At 40.8% G+C, this 17,620-nt stretch carries 17 protein-coding genes; 3 read left to right on the forward strand and 14 right to left on the reverse strand.

Going from position 1 to position 17,620, the window contains the following annotated elements:
• Positions 1-223: 223 nt before the first annotated feature.
• On the forward strand, positions 224-787 hold the full coding sequence (efp, locus tag FUT79_RS06205; RefSeq protein WP_002695606.1) for an elongation factor P: 564 nt from the start codon (positions 224-226) through the stop codon (positions 785-787).
• Positions 788-875: 88 nt separating this feature from the next.
• Here the strand turns inward: efp and FUT79_RS06210 are convergent, their stop codons facing one another.
• The 7 genes from FUT79_RS06210 to FUT79_RS15710 form a co-directional block, all read right to left on the reverse strand.
• Positions 876-1,232, reverse strand: a complete 357-nt coding sequence (locus FUT79_RS06210; RefSeq protein ID WP_002695603.1) for a hypothetical protein — start codon at positions 1,230-1,232, stop codon at positions 876-878.
• Positions 1,229-1,624 (reverse strand): (deoxy)nucleoside triphosphate pyrophosphohydrolase, encoded by a 396-nt coding sequence (locus FUT79_RS06215; protein WP_002695601.1) that lies wholly within the window; start codon positions 1,622-1,624, stop codon positions 1,229-1,231. Before FUT79_RS06215 ends, FUT79_RS06210 begins: the two co-directional genes overlap by 4 nt.
• 3 nt (positions 1,625-1,627) lie before the next feature.
• Positions 1,628-2,026, reverse strand: a complete 399-nt coding sequence (locus FUT79_RS06220; RefSeq protein WP_024753425.1) for a hypothetical protein — start codon at positions 2,024-2,026, stop codon at positions 1,628-1,630.
• 118 nt (positions 2,027-2,144) lie between these two features.
• A complete protein-coding gene (gene clpB, locus FUT79_RS06225; RefSeq protein WP_044634876.1) occupies positions 2,145-4,727 on the reverse strand; it encodes an ATP-dependent chaperone ClpB in 2,583 nt (860 codons plus the stop codon).
• A gap of 599 nt (positions 4,728-5,326) precedes the next feature.
• Positions 5,327-5,938 (reverse strand): HutD family protein, encoded by a 612-nt coding sequence (locus tag FUT79_RS06230; protein ID WP_024753428.1) that lies wholly within the window; start codon positions 5,936-5,938, stop codon positions 5,327-5,329.
• A 329-nt stretch (positions 5,939-6,267) separates the two neighbouring features.
• Complete coding sequence (locus FUT79_RS06240; protein ID WP_206172370.1) at positions 6,268-7,131, reverse strand: aspartate-alanine antiporter-like transporter; 864 nt, start codon at positions 7,129-7,131, stop codon at positions 6,268-6,270.
• Between the two features lie 20 nt (positions 7,132-7,151).
• Positions 7,152-7,397, reverse strand: a complete 246-nt coding sequence (locus FUT79_RS15710; protein WP_206172369.1) for an aspartate-alanine antiporter-like transporter — start codon at positions 7,395-7,397, stop codon at positions 7,152-7,154.
• A 614-nt stretch (positions 7,398-8,011) separates the two neighbouring features.
• On the opposite strand from FUT79_RS15710, the gene FUT79_RS06245 reads away from it, so the two are divergent.
• Positions 8,012-9,283 (forward strand): peptidase U32 family protein, encoded by a 1,272-nt coding sequence (locus FUT79_RS06245; protein ID WP_002700031.1) that lies wholly within the window; start codon positions 8,012-8,014, stop codon positions 9,281-9,283.
• Between the two features lie 765 nt (positions 9,284-10,048).
• Positions 10,049-11,203, forward strand: a complete 1,155-nt coding sequence (locus tag FUT79_RS06250) for an iron-containing alcohol dehydrogenase (protein WP_148878849.1) — start codon at positions 10,049-10,051, stop codon at positions 11,201-11,203.
• Positions 11,204-11,476: 273 nt separating this feature from the next.
• Here the strand turns inward: FUT79_RS06250 and FUT79_RS06260 are convergent, their stop codons facing one another.
• The 7 genes from FUT79_RS06260 to FUT79_RS06290 form a co-directional block, all read right to left on the reverse strand.
• A complete protein-coding gene (locus FUT79_RS06260) occupies positions 11,477-12,313 on the reverse strand; it encodes a methyl-accepting chemotaxis protein (protein WP_148889404.1) in 837 nt (278 codons plus the stop codon).
• A gap of 83 nt (positions 12,314-12,396) precedes the next feature.
• On the reverse strand, positions 12,397-13,143 hold the full coding sequence (locus tag FUT79_RS06265) for a methyl-accepting chemotaxis protein (RefSeq protein WP_148889406.1): 747 nt from the start codon (positions 13,141-13,143) through the stop codon (positions 12,397-12,399).
• A gap of 21 nt (positions 13,144-13,164) precedes the next feature.
• Complete coding sequence (locus FUT79_RS06270) at positions 13,165-13,485, reverse strand: hypothetical protein (protein ID WP_148889408.1); 321 nt, start codon at positions 13,483-13,485, stop codon at positions 13,165-13,167.
• 100 nt (positions 13,486-13,585) lie between these two features.
• Positions 13,586-14,761 (reverse strand): hypothetical protein, encoded by a 1,176-nt coding sequence (locus FUT79_RS06275; protein ID WP_024753433.1) that lies wholly within the window; start codon positions 14,759-14,761, stop codon positions 13,586-13,588.
• A gap of 254 nt (positions 14,762-15,015) precedes the next feature.
• On the reverse strand, positions 15,016-15,648 hold the full coding sequence (trmB, locus tag FUT79_RS06280) for a tRNA (guanosine(46)-N7)-methyltransferase TrmB (protein ID WP_024753434.1): 633 nt from the start codon (positions 15,646-15,648) through the stop codon (positions 15,016-15,018).
• An 84-nt stretch (positions 15,649-15,732) separates the two neighbouring features.
• On the reverse strand, positions 15,733-16,437 hold the full coding sequence (locus FUT79_RS06285; protein ID WP_024753435.1) for a hypothetical protein: 705 nt from the start codon (positions 16,435-16,437) through the stop codon (positions 15,733-15,735).
• A 2-nt stretch (positions 16,438-16,439) separates the two neighbouring features.
• Positions 16,440-17,609 carry a DUF8084 family protein gene (locus tag FUT79_RS06290; RefSeq protein WP_002694787.1) on the reverse strand — a complete coding sequence of 390 codons (1,170 nt, stop codon included), beginning with the start codon at positions 17,607-17,609 and terminating at the stop codon, positions 16,440-16,442.
• Between the last annotated feature and the right edge of the window lie 11 nt (positions 17,610-17,620).

Raw genomic sequence — 17,620 nt, forward strand, 5'->3', positions numbered from 1 at the left:
TTCGAGCTTAAAAGCTTCAATTTTACAATTAAAATAAGAAGAACTTTCTCAGGTCTTGTCGTGTCTCTTTTTTTGCCTTGCTTGAATAAAAGAGAAAAAAGCGATATAATACGAGAAATTATCTTTATCGCAGTTATATGCAATATTCAATTTTATAAATTAGAACAATGAATGGAATGCAAGTTTTGTATAACTGCAAACTAAATTTTTAGAGAGGTATAATATGATTAGAGGCGGAGAAATCGCAAAAGGTACTGTTTTATTAAATAAAGGAAGTCCATATCTTGTTGTTGAAAGAGAATTTGTAAATCCGGGAAAGGGCGCTGCGTTTGCGCGGGTTAAAATGAAGAATTTGCGTGATGGCTCAGTACTGACACAGACAATTAAAACCGCGGATACGGTTGAGGATGCTGTCGTCGATACGCATAAGGGGCAATATCAATATGATGACGGCGAAAGCTTTGTCTTCATGGATACCGAAAGTTTTGAGCAGATTCATGTTTTAAAAGAAACGATGAAAGGCAAAGAAAATTATTTGCGCGAAGGGGATGAATACGAAATACTTATTTGGGAAGGCGAACCGATTGATGTAAAAATCCCGACTAAGATGGTTTTTGTGGTTGAGCAAAGTGAAAATTACATTAAGGGAGATACCGTTTCCGGAGCGACAAAACCGATTGTTACCGAAACGGGGCTGGTTGTCCGTGTGCCGCTTTTTATTAAACAAGGGGAAAAAATAATGGTAAATACGGAAACAAATGAGTATCAGGAGCGCGTAAACAACTGACATTTCTTATCAGCTTACAAAGCTTTGCATACAAAGAAAACACCGTATTTGCAAGGCTCTGTAAGCGAAAATCTTTTTAAAATAATTTTTATTTTAAATTCTTAGAGGCGGTAATTGCTTTTGCCTCGCTTGAATAAAGTTGTACGCAGGAGCGCGGTACCCAGCCTTCGCCGAGATCCACCCAAAGAATCTGATTATTATCTTTGGTAATAATATCGAGTCCCTTCACCGGGAAAACATCCTTTCGTCTTGCATGGGCAATCGTAATTCCAAAATCTCCCGGCTTATCGCGGAAGGACACATAGGTTTCGACAATAACGGCAAAATTATTAGCGTCATTCATTGCAGTATCTGCGGGGAGGCGAATATCTTTGAACTCACTTTCTTTTTTGCAAGAGACGGATAAAAGGCAAAGGCAAAGGCAAAATATAACCGTTTGTTTCATTTAAGATTGTAGAATTCCCGCAGTTGGCTTAAAAAGAGTTTGTCCGAAGGGACAAGGTGGAGCGTTTGCAAATCGGAAAAAGAAAACCAACTAAAACGCTGATGCTCATTGCATTCAAGTTTTGCATTTTCCGGTAAAAAAACCTCATAGGCGAAAAGTTCAAAGAGATATCTTCCGTTATCAAAAGTATTTTTTCCGATGAATTTTCCAACTTCAATAGCTATTTCCAATTCTTCCAGATACTCTCTTTGCAAAGCTTGCGTATGTGTTTCATTTCCTTCACATTTGCCACCCGGAAATTCCCAAAATCCTCCTATTTTACCTTCATTTTTACGCAATCCTAAGAGGAACTTATTATCAAGGAAGACTATTCCTACTACTGATTGTTTCATACATTATAACAGAGGTGCTTGAGCAAAGAGCATATGAAGAATTCCAACGGTGAGACACGCAATGCCGATAATTGAGGATACTGCGGGCGTATCAAGAAATTCAATGGCAGAAGGAAGAGATTGTTGCTGCGGTAAACTTTTAAAATATCTGTTTAAAAAAACAAGAGCCCCCGCAATTCCTGTGAGTGCCGGAAAAAAATCACCAAGAATAGGCAGCCCGCCTGCTATCGGATCTAAAAGTTTAAATACGCCTGAAATACTTGCAAGTATTGTCGAGATAAGCAAAAATGTAGAATCATTGAAAAAGCTTTTATAGCTGTTTTCTTTTTGTTTATCTATCACCACTAAGATAAAGCCCATTACAAGGTTTGTTACTACTGACAAAAAATAAAACGGTAGCATTGTAGGTCTCCTTTTAAAATAAAGTTAATTTCTAGGTATTCACGTATAGCCGATGCTATACTTTGTGATTTTTATTTGTCCAAAGTATAGCATTTTTGCTATTTTTGTGCAAAAGGTTTTAGCTTTTTTTTGTAAACTTTAAGCCGTCATCGCCTTTTGTAACCAGAATAGTTGAACCTTCTTCAAATTTTCCGGCAAGAACTTCCCGCGCAAGTTTGTTTTCAAGCTCGGTTTGGATAGCACGTTTAAGCGGTCGCGCCCCGAACATGGGATCATAGCCAATCTCGGCAAGAAAATCCTTTGCTTCATCGCTGACCGAAAGTTTGAGCCTTCTTTCTTCAAGGCGGCGCGCTACCGCATTCAGCTGGATTTCGGTAATCATCCTGATATTTGACTTATCAAGCCGATTAAAGGTGAGCACCTCATCAATTCGGTTAAGGAATTCAGGGCGGAAACTTTGATGCAGGATTTCTTTAATCTGCGGTTGAATATCCTGCATATTGTTGGCAGTCAAAATATATTCGGAGCCGATATTGCTGGTCATAATAATGATGGTGTTTTTAAAATCTATCAGCCGTCCCTGTCCGTCTGTTAAACGCCCGTCATCCAGTATTTGCAAAAAGATATTAAACACATCCTGATTTGCTTTTTCTATTTCATCAAAGAGAATAACGCTGTAAGGCCGTCTGCGCACCGCTTCGGTAAGCTGTCCACCCTCATCATAGCCTACATAGCCGGGCGGTGCTCCGATCAGGCGGCTCACCGAATGCTTTTCCATGTATTCGCTCATATCGATTCGTGTAAGCGCCTTTTCATCATTAAAAAGGAATTCAGCAAGCGTCCGTGCAAGCTCTGTTTTTCCCACACCGGTCGGTCCAAGGAAGAGGAATGAACCGAGGGGTTTATTGGCATCTGAAAGCCCTGCCTTGTTTCGCCGGATAGCATCCGCAATAACGGTTACCGCCTCATCTTGCCCGACAACCCGTTTTTTTAAGGCATTTTCAAGGTCGAGGTATTTTTGCTGTTCGCTTGCCATCATTTTTGCAACGGGGATTCCCGTCCACACGGAAATAATTTTCGCAATATCTTCTTCGCTAACCTCTTCGCGCAAAAGCTGTCCTTCGCTTCCCGCTTTTTTCTCAAGCTCGGCGGTAACCGCCGCAATCTTTTTTTCAAGCTCGGGGATTTTGCCGTAGCGTAATTCTGCCGCTTTATTTAGATTCCCTTCGCGGGTGTATTTTGTTTCTTCAAATCGTAATTGCTCCAATTCTTCTTTATACGCCCGAGATTCTTCTATTTTGCTTTTTTCATTCTGCCACTGTGCCTGCATTGCCGAACGGACTTCGGAAAGCTCAGCTAATTCTTTTTCGAGCTTTGTAAGCCGCTCCTTTGATGCGGGGTCGGTCTCTTTTGATAAAGAAACTTTTTCAATATTGAGCTGCAATATTTTTCGCTCTACCTTGTCAAGCTCAACCGGCTGGCTTTCTATTTCCATTTTTAAACGGCTTGCTGCTTCGTCAACCAAGTCTATTGCCTTATCGGGCAAAAAACGGTTGGTGATATACCGGTTTGAAAGCACCGCTGCAGCAACCAACGCTTCGTCCTTGATTCGAACGCCGTGATGTACCTCGTATTTTTCTTGTAACCCGCGCAAAATAGCGATTGTGTCCTCAACGCTCGGTTCAGGACAGTATACTTGCTGGAATCTTCGCTCAAGGGCTGCATCTTTTTCAATATATTTTCGGTATTCATTTAAGGTGGTTGCCCCGATTGCCCGCAGCTCTCCACGCGCAAGGGCAGGTTTTAACAAGTTTGAAGCATCCATTGAACCTTCGCTTGCACCGGCCCCGACAAGGGTATGCAGCTCATCAATAAAGAGAATGATTTTGCCTTCGCTTTTTTGTACTTCAGAGATAACCGCTTTGAGCCGCTCTTCAAACTCGCCGCGGAATTTCGCACCCGCAACCAAGGCGCCGAGATCAAGGGAAAGTAACCGCTTGCCACGCAAACTTTCCGGCACATCGCCCGAAACAATACGCCGCGCCAAGCCTTCCACAATAGCGGTTTTTCCGACCCCGGGCTCTCCAATCAATACCGGATTATTTTTGGTGCGGCGGGAAAGCACCTGCATAACCCGCCTGATTTCTTCGTCTCTGCCGATTACCGGGTCAATTTTTTCCTGTCGTGCCAAAGCGGTAAGGTCGCGGCAGTATTTTTCCAAACTTTGAAAAGTTGATTCAGGATCTTCGCTGGTAACGCGCTGATTTCCTCGGATATCTTTTAAGGCGGCAAGAATTGCGCTGCGGGAAATTCCGTTTGACCGCAATAGGTTTCCGGTGCCGTCATCGGCATCGGACATTGCAAGCAGCAAATGCTCGCAGGAAACATACTCGTCTTTTAATTTATCTGCAATTTTTTCCGCATTTGCAAAGATTTTGCCTAAAATGGGCGCATAATAGGTTTGTGCGGATTGTCCCGTTACGCGCGGTTTTTTGCGCAAGCGCTCATCAACCTCATCAATAAGGCGCTCTACCGGAACCCCGATTTTTTCAATTACGGGCGGAATAATGCCGCCTTCCTGGGTTAAAAGAGTGTATAAAAGATGTTCGGTTTCGATTTGACTGTGGTCTTCTTGCTGGGCAAGCGAAACCGCTTCGTTAATAGCTTCAGTAGCTTTAACGGTGTATTTATCAATATTCATACCTATAATATACGAAAAGAGTGAGTGAAAGTAAAGAAAAAGGACGAGCCGAGCAAAGAGGCTTCTATGGTAAGGTTACTCACCCTTGTCAATTCAAAACGATGTTTTAAAGCATCAACACAAAACTGTAAAATTGAAGCTTTAAAACTCGTTGGCGAAGCGGCGGCAAATTATTAACGCTTTGCCCTATGGTAAGTTTGCTCACCGTTATCAATTCCAAACGATGTTTTGCCTGATAGTTTATTGTAAACAGGCAAAACTCGTAGGCGAAGTTACAGTAAATTTTCAAAACTTCGCCCTTGCGCCGTGTCGGGCTCCTTTTTGTAACAGGAAGTTTTTAAAACTCGTAGGTTTAGTTTTTGACAAGGACGGCAAAATCAGAACCGCCACGGATGGCGGTGGTTCCAAACAGAATTGAGTTTGGAAACTACCACATTTGTATAATAGGAGTTTTCAAACTCATAGGTTTGGTTTTGACATGGACGTCAAAACCAAACCGTTGCTCTTTTTTATAAAATTATCTTGATTTGTATAAAAAAATAATCGAGTTATCAAAAAAAACGTCATATTACATTGTAACCCGTTAAAACGAATCGAGGTTATCGCACCTGCACTGTCCCATACAAGACTTTTCCCGTATTTTTGGTGGAAACGGTTATTTCTTCCGGTTGATGCGCTGAATCGGTTTTAAAAATAAGCAGGGTCATAGGATCGAGTTGTATTGTTTGCCGATTATTCTCCGGTGCGGAAACGGTAATGCGGAGTTCGCCGGCGGTGTCGAATGAAAAAAGCCAGCCGATTTCTTTTTGGGTAATACGCATGGTTATATCGGCGGAAGAGGTGAGGGGAGTGCTTTGTACATTGGCGGCGATGTCGTTTTGTACCATTACATTAAAATCCCGCACTTTGCCGATACTTACCGTTTTAATGCCGCCGTCAAACTCATACAGTTCGTATGGCTTCAGGGTAATAAATTGCTTGCCGTCGTGTCCTATCTGCAAGTCTCCTGTGAGAGGCGCAATAAAACGCCGTATGCCGGGCAAGAGGGTAAACTCCGATTGCTCTAAATCAACCGTTGCGGAACTTAGCCGCAGCAAAAAATTTCGCTTTGCATACTCGGACTCTGGCGGGTAAATAAAAAGCTCGGTTGTAGTACCTCCGCTCCAAGTTGTTGTCTTAAAATCGGACGCTCCGTATTTTTGTATGCGCATGAGTTCGTATCTCCTTATAAAAATGTACGGTCAATTTTTGTTTTTGTAATAATAGGATATCTGCAAAAGCTGGTGGTTAGTTTTTACAGAATAAGCATTCCTATGGTAAACAGCTCGCCAGAGGCAAATTATTAACGCTTTGCCCTATGGTAAGTTTACTCGCCGTTATCAATTCCAAACGATGTTTTGCCTGATAGTTTATTGTAAACAGGCAAAACTCGTAGGCGAAGTTACAGTAAATTTTCAAAACTTCGCCCTTGCGCCGTGTCGGGCTCTTATTTATAAAAAGCTCGGGAGTCCAGAGTTCCAGGGACGCCCAAGCCGCTCATTTAACTAACCGGCAAGAAAAGGTTTACCAGCTGCGGTAAGAATACCATCATCACTGTTGCGGTCGGCTGCGTTGCCGCATAAAAGGCTGAAACCTTGTTATCTTCCGTTACAGTCAAAAGCGCACCGAGCGAAGGAGCCGAAGTCATTGAGCCGGTTGTCGAGCCGAGCGCAGCAAAAAGCGGCAGCTTAAAAAATTTGTATGAGGTAAAAAAACAGATAAGCGTCGGAACCATGGTCATTAAAACGCCGATAAAAAATAATTTCACACCGTGCGTTGAAATAACCTCAACAAAGCCGCTTCCGGCTTTCAAACCTGATTGCAATAAAAAGAATGCAAGCCCGAGGTCTCTGATGAGGGAAAGGCTGGTGTCTGAAACTTTCAGATTTATTCTGCCGAAATTGCCGTAATGCCCAAGGAAAAGCCCCGCAATCAGTGATCCGCCGCCCGCACCAAGCGATAACTTAACACTTTCACCGATAGGAATTTTTATACTGCCGAGCAAAATACCTAAAAGCGCTGCAAGTGCCAAAGAAAACAAACCGTTTCGTTCTATAGTGATTAAATTCTCGGGAATGATTTTCACTTTAGCGCTTTTGCCGGTAGGAATAACCAGCTTTGCGTTTTCGGCATCTCTGTCCGCCTTAAGAAGCCTCGGAATAATTTGCACAGTCATGACCACGCCGATAACCCCAAACGTGTAAGCAATCCCGTACCCAATGCCGGGCAAGGCCGAGTCGGTAAGCGAGTTTACCGTGCCGAGCATTGCAGTGGAAGTCATTGCTCCTGTTGCGAGCCCCAACGAAAGCGCAATCGGAATCTGAAATATTTTTACGGCAAGAATAATGATAATGCCGCCTGCCAAACAGGTGATAAAAGAAAGCGTTAAAAAGCCACGCCGTTTTTCTTAATATTTGCGATAAAGGTCGGCCCCGCCATTAAACCGATGGGCGCCAAGAATAATACAATGCCGATTTTTGATAAAAAAGCCGGTACGGTAAAGCCGAAGTGTCCAAACACCAGTGCGGTAATAAGTACAGCGGAGGCTCCGAACTTAATGCCGAAAAAGTTGATACTTCCAAGCACATAACCGATGGACATAATCAAAAATAATACGAGTAATTCATTCATGTTACTTCTCCTAATGTCTATATATTTCATTATACAATAAAAATATCTATAATGAAAATAGCTTTTATTAATAAATAAGCATAAAATCAACCATTTTTGAGATAATTTTGCTTAAGAAATAGGAAACAGTGCCAATTTTTAAATAGCAAGATCGAACTATCTTACCGTTTTTTGGGCGTTGTGGTTTGAAGCTCGCGGAAAATCGGCTTTACCACCACAGACGGAACCACGAACACTGTTATACTAATTAAAGCATTAACAATAGCAGCGTGAGGATTCGCCATTCCTATGGTAAGTTTACCCACCCTTGCAAAATTCTAAACGATGTTTTGCCTGACACCTTATTGCAAACAGGCAAAACTCGTAGGCGAAGTTATAGTAAATTTTCAAAACTTCGCCCTATGGTAAACTGCTCGCCGTTGTGCCGTGTCGGACTCTTTTTATATAAAATTTTTTTTAACAGGAAGTTTTCAAACTCGTAGATTTGTTTTTGCAGCGGACGGCAAAATCCCGCATTTTTAGCAACAAACAAAATTTCTTGTGCGAAAATTGCTGTAGGATTTTTGTTTTTATGGTATAGTGGCGCAATGAGTACGGTAGAATGTTTACAGTCGATGGAATTGGTGGCGCCTGCGGGAAATCTTGAAAAGCTTACCTATGCGTGGGAATATGGCGGCGATGCGGCATATATCGGGTTGAAGAATTTTTCGCTGCGGGTGAAGGCGGATAATTTTTTTGATGAGGAGTATAAGGCGATACGGGCGCTGAAGGAGGCATACGCGCGGCAGGGAAAGCCAAAAAAGCTTTTGTGCGCACTGAATATTTCGTTTCATAATAAGGAGATTGAGCATTTTTTAGCCGAGTCGGATTATTTTGCCCTGTATCCGATTGATGCGTTTATTGTGCAGGACATCGGTTTGGTGCCGATTTTGCAAAAGCGGTTTCCTCATGCGGCGCTGCATTTAAGCACGCAGGCAAATTGTATCAATTATTCGGCGGTAAAAATGTATCATCGCATGGGCTTTTCGCGTGTTGTTGTCGGACGGGAAGCTTCGCTGCAGGATATTGCCGAAATTAAGGAGCGGGTGCCCGATATGGAGCTTGAATGTTTTGTGCACGGTGCAATGTGTATTGCCTATTCGGGGCGGTGCCTTATTTCAGCCTATCTTACCGGCAGAAGTGCAAATGCCGGCTCGTGCACGCATTCGTGCCGGTGGGAGTATCAGCTTTTGTCTTCCCGGCACAAAGAACCGGCCGCGGAATTTGCGGTGCAGGAAAAGGAGCGGCAGGGCGAGTTTTTCCCGATTGAAGAAGGCGAAAATTACACGGCAATGTTTTCTTCAAAAGATCTTTGTATGATCGATTATTTGCATGAGCTGCAAAAGGCGGGCGCCGATGCCTTAAAAATAGAGGGGAGGATGAAAAGCCTCTATTATACGGCGTTGGTAACGCGGGCATATCGAAAAAAGATTGACAGTTTAAGCGGAAAAATCACTGCGGAAGAGGCGGCACCTTTTATTGCAGAGCTGTATAATACCGCACACCGGGAATTTGCAACCGGTTTTTATTTTTCCAAAGATGATGCGAATAAAACAACGCGCGGAGAAACCAAGGCGGATTATATGATGGCAGGCGTCATCGGCAAAAAGCTCAACACAAACGGAGCGCTGCACGAATATGAGTTTGTCTCGATGAATAAGATTAGTGCGGGGCAGCCGCTTGAATACATCGGCCCCGACATTTGTTCCATCCCCGATACTGAATACACCTTGCTCAACCCCGAAACCGGCGAAAAAAGAGACTGGGTATCTCACGGGCATCCCTGCATTTTGCGCACTGACAAAGTTTTGCACGAACGGTTTATTGTGCGGACAAAAAAAACCTAAACCGGCTGGAAAGTACGGCCGTAATTTACGGACACACGCCCTAACCGATAATACAGGTTATACGCTTTCAAAGTATCGCCACTATCGGTTTGCCACATTCCTCATTACCACAAAACAACGGTTAAAAACTACGCGAACGCTTTTTGATAACCCGATTATTTTTTTAATGCAAGTTTTATAAAAAAGAGCAACGGTTTGGTTTTGACGTCCATGTCAAAACCAAACCTATGAGTTTGAAAACTCCTATTATACAAATGTGGTAGTTTCCAAACTCAATTCTGTTTGGAACCACCGCCATCCGTGGCGGTTCTGATTTTGCCGTCCTTGTCAAAAACTAAACCGTCTGCGTGGAACCACGGGCGTCCGTGCCCGTTCTGAAATTTACATTCCTCCGGTGCAGAGTACAGGATCGCGGCGGAGCATAAGCGAAAAAAGCCTTGCGCCAGCAGCAAGGGCGAAGTGTTGAAATTCTGGCTTTCACTTCGCCTCCGAGTTTAAAAGCTTCAATTCTACAAAATAGTGTTGATGCTTTTAAACATCGTGTGGACGGCAGGTCTAAGGGCTGCCCAAGCCCTTAATGCGAAGCATAAACAAAAAAATCTTACAAAACCTCCAACCGCTGGTGCGCAGCACACCAAAGCGGGGTACAGGGGCAGCCGCCCCTTGTTCATTCGTAAGTCCTGTTAAACTATATTCTTCCCTTGACATATTTTTAAATTCATTGTATATATATAGATATAATTTTATTATGTAGGAGTGTAAATTATGAGTATTATGAATTTTTCAGTGCCGAGAGAAATTATTTACGGCGAAAATGCTTTGGATCACTTAGCAAAGCTTAAAGGTAAAAAAGCTGCAATTGTAACCGGCGGAAGCTCAATGAAACGATTCGGATTTCTTGATAAAAGCGCTGCCTTGCTTAAAAAGGCGGGAATTGAATCAATTATTATTGACGGGGTAGAGCCGAATCCATCTGTTAAAACCGTTATTGAAGGCGGTAAGAAGATGGCTGAATTTGAACCTGATTGGATTGTGGCTATAGGAGGAGGTTCCGCCTTGGATGCCGCAAAAGTAATGTGGTGTTTCTACGAGCATCCTGCAATTGATTTTACCGATATTATCACTCCCGGTTCAATGCCGAGCCTTCGAAATAAGGCAAAGCTTATCTGTATTCCTTCGACAAGCGGTACGGCAAGTGAAATTACGGCATTTTCCGTTATTACCGATACGGAAAATCATATTAAATACCCGATTGTGGCAGCCGATATGGTACCCGATATTGCAATCTTGGATCCTGCACTGCCTGCCTGCATGCCGCCCCATATAACGGCAAACACCGGCATGGACGTTTTTGCACATGCGATTGAAGCCTTTGCATCAACAGCGGCAACCTCTTTTACCGATCCCTATGCGATTGAAGCATTACGGCTGGTAATTAAATATTTACCGCGTGCCTATGCTGATGGTAAAGATATGGAAGCACGTACGCATATGCACAATGCTTCAACATTGGCAGGCATGGCTTTTACAAATGCTTCACTCGGTTTAGTGCATTCGCTTGCACACAAAATTGGCGGAGAGTTCGGGGTTACGCACGGACTTGCAAATGCAATCTTGATGCCCTATATCATTGATTTTAATCGAAAGTATTCTTCAAAGTACGAGTTAGCGGAAAAAAGACTGGGAGTAGCGGATATTGCCGAACAGGTACGCGAACTTAATAAAAAACTTGATATCCCGCTTACCTTTAAAGATTGTACCGAAGTTGATTTTAACGAGGCAAAATTCAAAAAAGTTTTGGATCGAATGAGTGAAAACGCGCATGGAGATCCTTGTACGCTCACAAATCCGGGAAACCCGACGGTAGCCGATGTAAAAATGATTTACGAAGCAGCCTATTACGGTAAAAAAATTAGCTAAAGATTAAAAAACAGCCTCGACCGTTATACGTCGAGGCTGTTTTTATTTTGAAATCGATTAAACCACTATAACGTTTTTTTAATAAGTCGATTCGTTTTTTAATACATCTTATCCAACACGTAAAAAATTTTATAAAAAAGAGTTCGACACGGCGCAACGGCGAGCAATTTACCATTAGAATGCTTAAATCCACAGTCCCTTATTGTTGATACTCCAATTTTTATAACAGGAAGTTAATTACAAAACGCCACACTACGGCATGGCAGTTTCTTTTTAAACTTTAAACTTATCAACGGCAATATTTAATTTTTCAATACTCTGCTTGTTTTTTTCAGACATGGTGTTTACATCTTCCGCAAGCGTTTGGATTCTCAGCGTTCTATCCATCATATGATTGGCGTTATTGTGCACATTTTGTGATGATGCTGCTAAATCATTCATTTGTTGTAAAATCTCGGAATTTCCGGCTAAAATCTGTTCTGTTTGATTGCTCACCGCTTCCGCAGATTCGTTAATATTTTTTATCAGATCAAGCACATACTCTCCATGAGCGGTTTGATTATTCAGTAATGCCAACGCCGAAGATGTTTTTGTTTTTATTCCGTCAATGGTTTTTACAATTTCGATTATCCATTTTCCAAGTTCTTCGGAAGCAACATCAACATCGGTAATTGAATTTTTTAAATCCATAAGCACATGCGTAATACTTTTTGCCTGCTCTGAAGAGTTTTCCGCAAGTTTTCGTATCTCTTCCGCAACAACGGCAAATCCTTTGCCGGAATCTCCTGCATGAGCAGCCTCAATTGCCGCATTCATTGCAAGCAGGTTTGTTTGTTCCGCAATTCCTTCAATAACATTGCTTGCTTCCAACAAGCCCTCAGACTGATTGATGATCGTTTTTATAAACTGTGCGGTGATAGCATTTTTTTCTCTAACTTCAACCGAAACAGAGTTTAACCCGGCAACAAGACCGGCATTCTCTTGAAAAATTTGCTCCAATTCTTTTACACTTACAACCATGTTTTCTACCGACCTTGATGAAGCAAAAATATTTTCCGATTGATTTTTCGTATTGTCTCCTAAACGTTCCAAGCTTTTTGATGCATGCAAAATAGTTGCCTGAGCTTCTTCTATGCCGGCAGTTTGATTGACAATTTGATTTTTTACATCGCTGATACTTCCACCGATTTGATTTAGCGCGAGACTGGTTTCTTCAATGTTTTTAATAAAGAATCTCCGATGCTCTGTAATTCTATTGTCTCACCTTTTACCGACTTAAATGAATCCCTAACCGCATCAAGTGTTTTATTAAAAAAGTTTGCCATTATTCCGACTTCGTCATTGTCTGACTGTATTCGTTTTGTAAAATTACCGTTCGAAAGGTCTTCTAAAAGACTGTATATTATGTTAAATTTTTTAAACAGGGCGCCTATCAAAAAATTTCCGGAAATCAGGATAATAATAAAAAATACTGCAATAAGAATCACTGGAGTTTTTAACAGCTCCCAAGCAGTAGGCACAAAATCATCGAGCCGCGATATAAGTACTATTCGATAGGGAAGCCGGTCAAGTTTTTGCATACTTAAAATCATTTTATGCCCATCGGTATCGGTATAGGATTCAATGTGATTAAATCCCTCGACCGTAGATCGATGTGCGCCTAAAACAATGTCGGATAGTTTTTTCTCAACATCATCTCTGTTTGAAGAAGAGATGATTTTATCATTGGCATCAATTAAATACAGAGAAGAATGGGGGCTTGGGTTTGCTTTTTTCAAACCTTCAACCGCATTTGTTAAACTTATTCCTACTCCGGCAATCCCTATAACCTTACCGTTATTAAGAACCTTTATATCAAAATAAAAATTTGTAGTATCCAAGGTTTTTTCATAATTTAAATTAAGCTGCTCCCGGTTAGGATCGGCTAAATTTTCAAGCACCCAATCATCATTCGGGTCAACTCAGGGATTTAACGTTTCAAATATAACTTCTCCGTTTGAAATCGTATAATAATGGTTGGTCAGCATATTTGCAGCAAAGCTTGTGAAAAAGCCTTCTCTGGATGCGAGTTGTTTCATTGTTGTTTTAATTTCATCCCCTAAAACACCATCTTGTTCATGGGTCAAAAACCAAGCGGCTAAATCGGGATCGTCTGCAAAATAGTATGATAATTCCAATCCACGCATGATATCTGTTTTTAAATCGGAGACAGAAGATGCCAAAATAAATGGAAGCAGAAAATCAAAAAAAGGCTTGATGTATAAGACATTTTTTAAAAACACCGTATGAAACTTATTATAAAGTCTTTTTATAAACTTGTCCACTTAAAAATAAAAATGTCGGTCAGTATCTTGAAAAGGAATTTTTGAGAAGTAGAGTTATTTACCATTTAAGCTGTGCAATTGCTTCTCGCGCGGCTTTTTTTATTGAATCGGGATAATTCAAATAACTGACATACAGTAAATAATCAAAAGAATCTTTATTCCCAAGCTCCCCGAGTGCTTGAATCAGGGTGAGTATGAGATTTTCATCATAGGTTTTTGTTTTTTCCGTTTCGGAATTTAACATGCCTAAAAAGATTGAAAGGGCTTGTACCGATTCCGTTGTTCCCATTGCTCCCATACACCGTATTACCGGAATAAGTTCCGAACCGGAAAGGGCACCTGCTTTATACTCTGCTTGAGCGGTATAAAAATAATGCACGACAGCGGGGCTTGCACCGCTCCAGCGTAAATCTTGTAATACAGTTAAGCTTTCATTGATGAGTTTTTTGCTCAGCGCGGGAGCGATGTTTTTTTGCTTTAAACCGGTTGCAAGTGCTTTTTCAGCAATTTTTCCGATTTTTTTAGCATCGGTTGAAGGGGTCTCTTTTACCAAGGAGAAGGCATTGTAAACTTTTTGCAGATTTTTATCTTCCATTTCGGCGAGAATGTCGGTGAAAAACAAAGAAAGATTATCTGACACAGCTTTTTTTGCAGCCGTAATGATGGATGGATCAATCGGGCTGCAAACTGTTTCAAATAGCGGTTTAAACGTTTTTTTGTCTTTTAAGTTACCGAGTGTTGCAGCGGCAGCCTCCAAAAGTTTTGGGTCAATTTTTTTTCCGGTAAGAGATTCCGTTAGTTTTTTCTCATACCATGAAATTAGAAAAGCAGTAAATTCCGGATTCGATTTTTTTGCAGAAGAAAGCGCGGTAATACATGCAATGCCCAGAGCACCGTCATCGGCAAGCAAAAGCAACCGTTGAATTGAATCAAGGGATTCGGCATCTTGTAATTCACCGAGTTTTGTTACTGTAAGAACAGCCATTTCCAAAAACTGTCTGTCATCTAAGAGTATCGAATAAGCGGATTCGGTAAAATCCAGGGCGGTTCTAAAAAGCGGCAACATGGTTTTTTCCGAATTTTTTACGGCATCGCTAAGTATGTCGATCTTTGTACTGATATTTGCACGCAGAAAATTTCGCTGATATGAGAGTACGAGCGGATCTGTTTGTGAAAAAAGCAAAAGCTGAGTTTGCAAAAATACATACATAAGTAGTGTTAATCTTTTTTTCATAATTCTCTTCTCTATTTTCATCTCTTTTTCAAATAAGCACAATATAACAGGTTTTAAAGCATTTGCTGCTTACCTGAAAAAAAGCATATCATTAAGCAACCGAAATTACAAGTATGAAAGAAATCTCTCATGATTGAATTAAACTCTTTTATGGTTAAAAGAGTTTTGTAAGAAAGAGAGTCTATGCTTTTTATTTTTAAGGAAATCTATTTTGCAAAATGCTGAATGATGCTAACGGAAAAAGAAACAAGCTTTTACAAGCCGTTTGTACGGGTAAAAAACAGCTCGCGAATTACATGGTCTTTTTTCAGCCCCTTTAACTCAAATTTTGTTTTTGGGCGCCAGCTTTGAGAAGGGGCAAAGCCTTCATATTTTGATGTAAGTCCGGCTGTGGCGGAAAGTTCTGCGTAGGCATCATGTGCATAATGCTCCCAATCGGTAACAGCATAAATATAGCCTCCATCCCGCAATCGGGAAACAAATAAGTCTGTGTTTGGGCGGTGTAATAATCTGCGTTTATGGTGTTTTTTCTTTTGCCACGGATCGGGAAAAAATATATGAAATCCCGCAAGAGATTTTTCGTCAATCATTGTTTGCAATACTTGTATTGCGTCATACTCAATAATGCGTATGTTGGAGAGATTTCGTTTCTCAATTTCTCCTAAAAGTTTACCGACGCCTGGTTTGTACACCTCAACTCCGAGATAATTAGTGCCGGGATTTTTTTCAGCGATTTCCGCAGTTGCAAGTCCCATTCCGAATCCTATCTCCATTATAACCGGTTGGGAATTTCCAAAAATATGTTCAAATTGTATGGGCTCATTTTGATAAGGAATGCACCATCTCTTTGAGAAAACAGCATAATCACGCTTTTGGCCGTCAGTCATTCTGCCGGCTCGCAATACGAAAGTTAAAATAGGGCGATTTTTTAATTCTACGATATCCATGTAGCAATAACACTCAAAGTATCGTTATGGATACAACGTTTGCGGAGGGGAAATAAACGCTATAGTTCTATTCTCGTTTTCTATCAAACATTGCACATATCGTGAGTCCGAATAGAGTTTTTTTGCCTCTTGGATGTCTCCTGTATTATCACCTTTTTGTATAAGAGACAGAGATTGGACTGCAAGCGGTTGTCGGTCGGCGCCAAGGAAAATAAGCGAGGCGGTAAGAAAATTACTGCCTTCGTCTTTTAATGTAAGTTTCCAAAGATTATCTTGTAGAGAAAATGAAAACGGCGCAGTAAGTATATCGGGCGCTTTTACCAGAGAGCAGTCAATTTTTGCCGTTTCTCCGGCAAGGTCTTCAATCGTTATTGTATACATGCCTTCGGGAAATCTTTGCCCGGGATATACGAATTTATTTGAACCGGTCCAGAGTTCCGTGTCATTATTTGCGGAAGATAGAAAAAAAGATGAATTTTCTCTGTCTGCCGTCCATATAAAATCACTGGTATTTTCTTTTATTTTCATGGAGGCATAATCATTTCTGCCATTTTTATCAGTGTATAAAACAAATACCGAAAGTCGCTCCCGCAAGTTTTCGTTTGAATCAATAATATACAGGCGTTTAACCTCAGTAGTAATAATACGGGGGGCATCAAAAGAGCAGGCAGAGAAGAGGAATATTGAAATAACAAGCAAAAATATTTGAAAAAAGCGCTTTTTTTTCATGGTTAAAACATAAAAGATAGATTTATAACGGTAAGATCCGAATTTTCGAATCTATTGGCACTTGATTCAAAACGGACATTAACCTTTTCGCATGCTTCGCTCAAATAAGAGATATAATACATACCAAGATTGCTGTCCTGCTGTCCTTCGGGCAAATCACGGTAAAAATCAATTAAAGAATTTTTATTCACATCCGTATTTTTTATATCATTTAAATTATTTTTAACCGCTTCCGATTGCTCATTTTTACTGTAAAGCGTTACCTGCAACTTGCCTTGTGTCCCGATTGATGTTGTACTGCCGCCGCCAAGTTTCCAAGAAACAAAGACCAATTCCTGATTTCTTTCAAGTTCGGCAACTAATCTCCGTCTGATATTCGGATCAAAAAGCGCTTCCTGTCCATCCGTCAGGTCAGGATATAGTTTTTTTGCTTCTTTACGAAGATTCATGTTTTCGGCGCTGAGGATTAACTCCATAAGCATTAAGGATATATATTCCGCAATACGGGTTTTGTCCATATATTCCGCTAAACTGCTTCGTATTGTTTTAAGGAGGGTTTCAAAATCTGCTGAAGATTTGAATTTTGTAATAATGAACCAGGTAAAGGGGCGCAGATTATTAAGGAATTTTTCCCCTAAGAAAAATTGAATGTTTTTTTCTTCAGGGCGTAATTGATCGTTTTTATTGATAAAGGAATACATCGGCGTAAGAATTTCCTGTTTTGAGTCATAAATAAGCTGTTCGTTTTTTTTCAGTATATTCGCTAGGAATCTTTCGTTAATATGGGTTTTTTCATCAATAATACTTGCAGGATTTACCCGATTCCAGCGCTTTATAACCGGAGAATTAAGAATTTGTTTAAAAATAAAATCATCATACTGACGATACAATACGGAAAAAACAATGAGCTTGGAAAGATCCATAATTTCTTGCCGGGATGAAACAAATTCGGATTTAGAAATTTCTATTTTTGAAATATAGTCTGCCAAAAGCAATCGTTGGATAGTTTCAGGCATAAATTTTTCTAAAGAAATTCCGTATTCTTCGACATTGCCTGCAAGCTTAAATCGCAAGAGTTTTTTGTTTCTTTTAATAAAAAAAGTTGTCCCCTCATCAGTTAAGATAAGCTTAAGGGGGAGTTCAAGCATTTGTTTTCTTTCTCCTGCTATCATTTTTTGTTCCT

Origin of the sequence: Treponema phagedenis (assembly GCF_008153345.1) — a bacterium.
In the GTDB taxonomy this organism is placed as follows: domain Bacteria; phylum Spirochaetota; class Spirochaetia; order Treponematales; family Treponemataceae; genus Treponema; species Treponema phagedenis.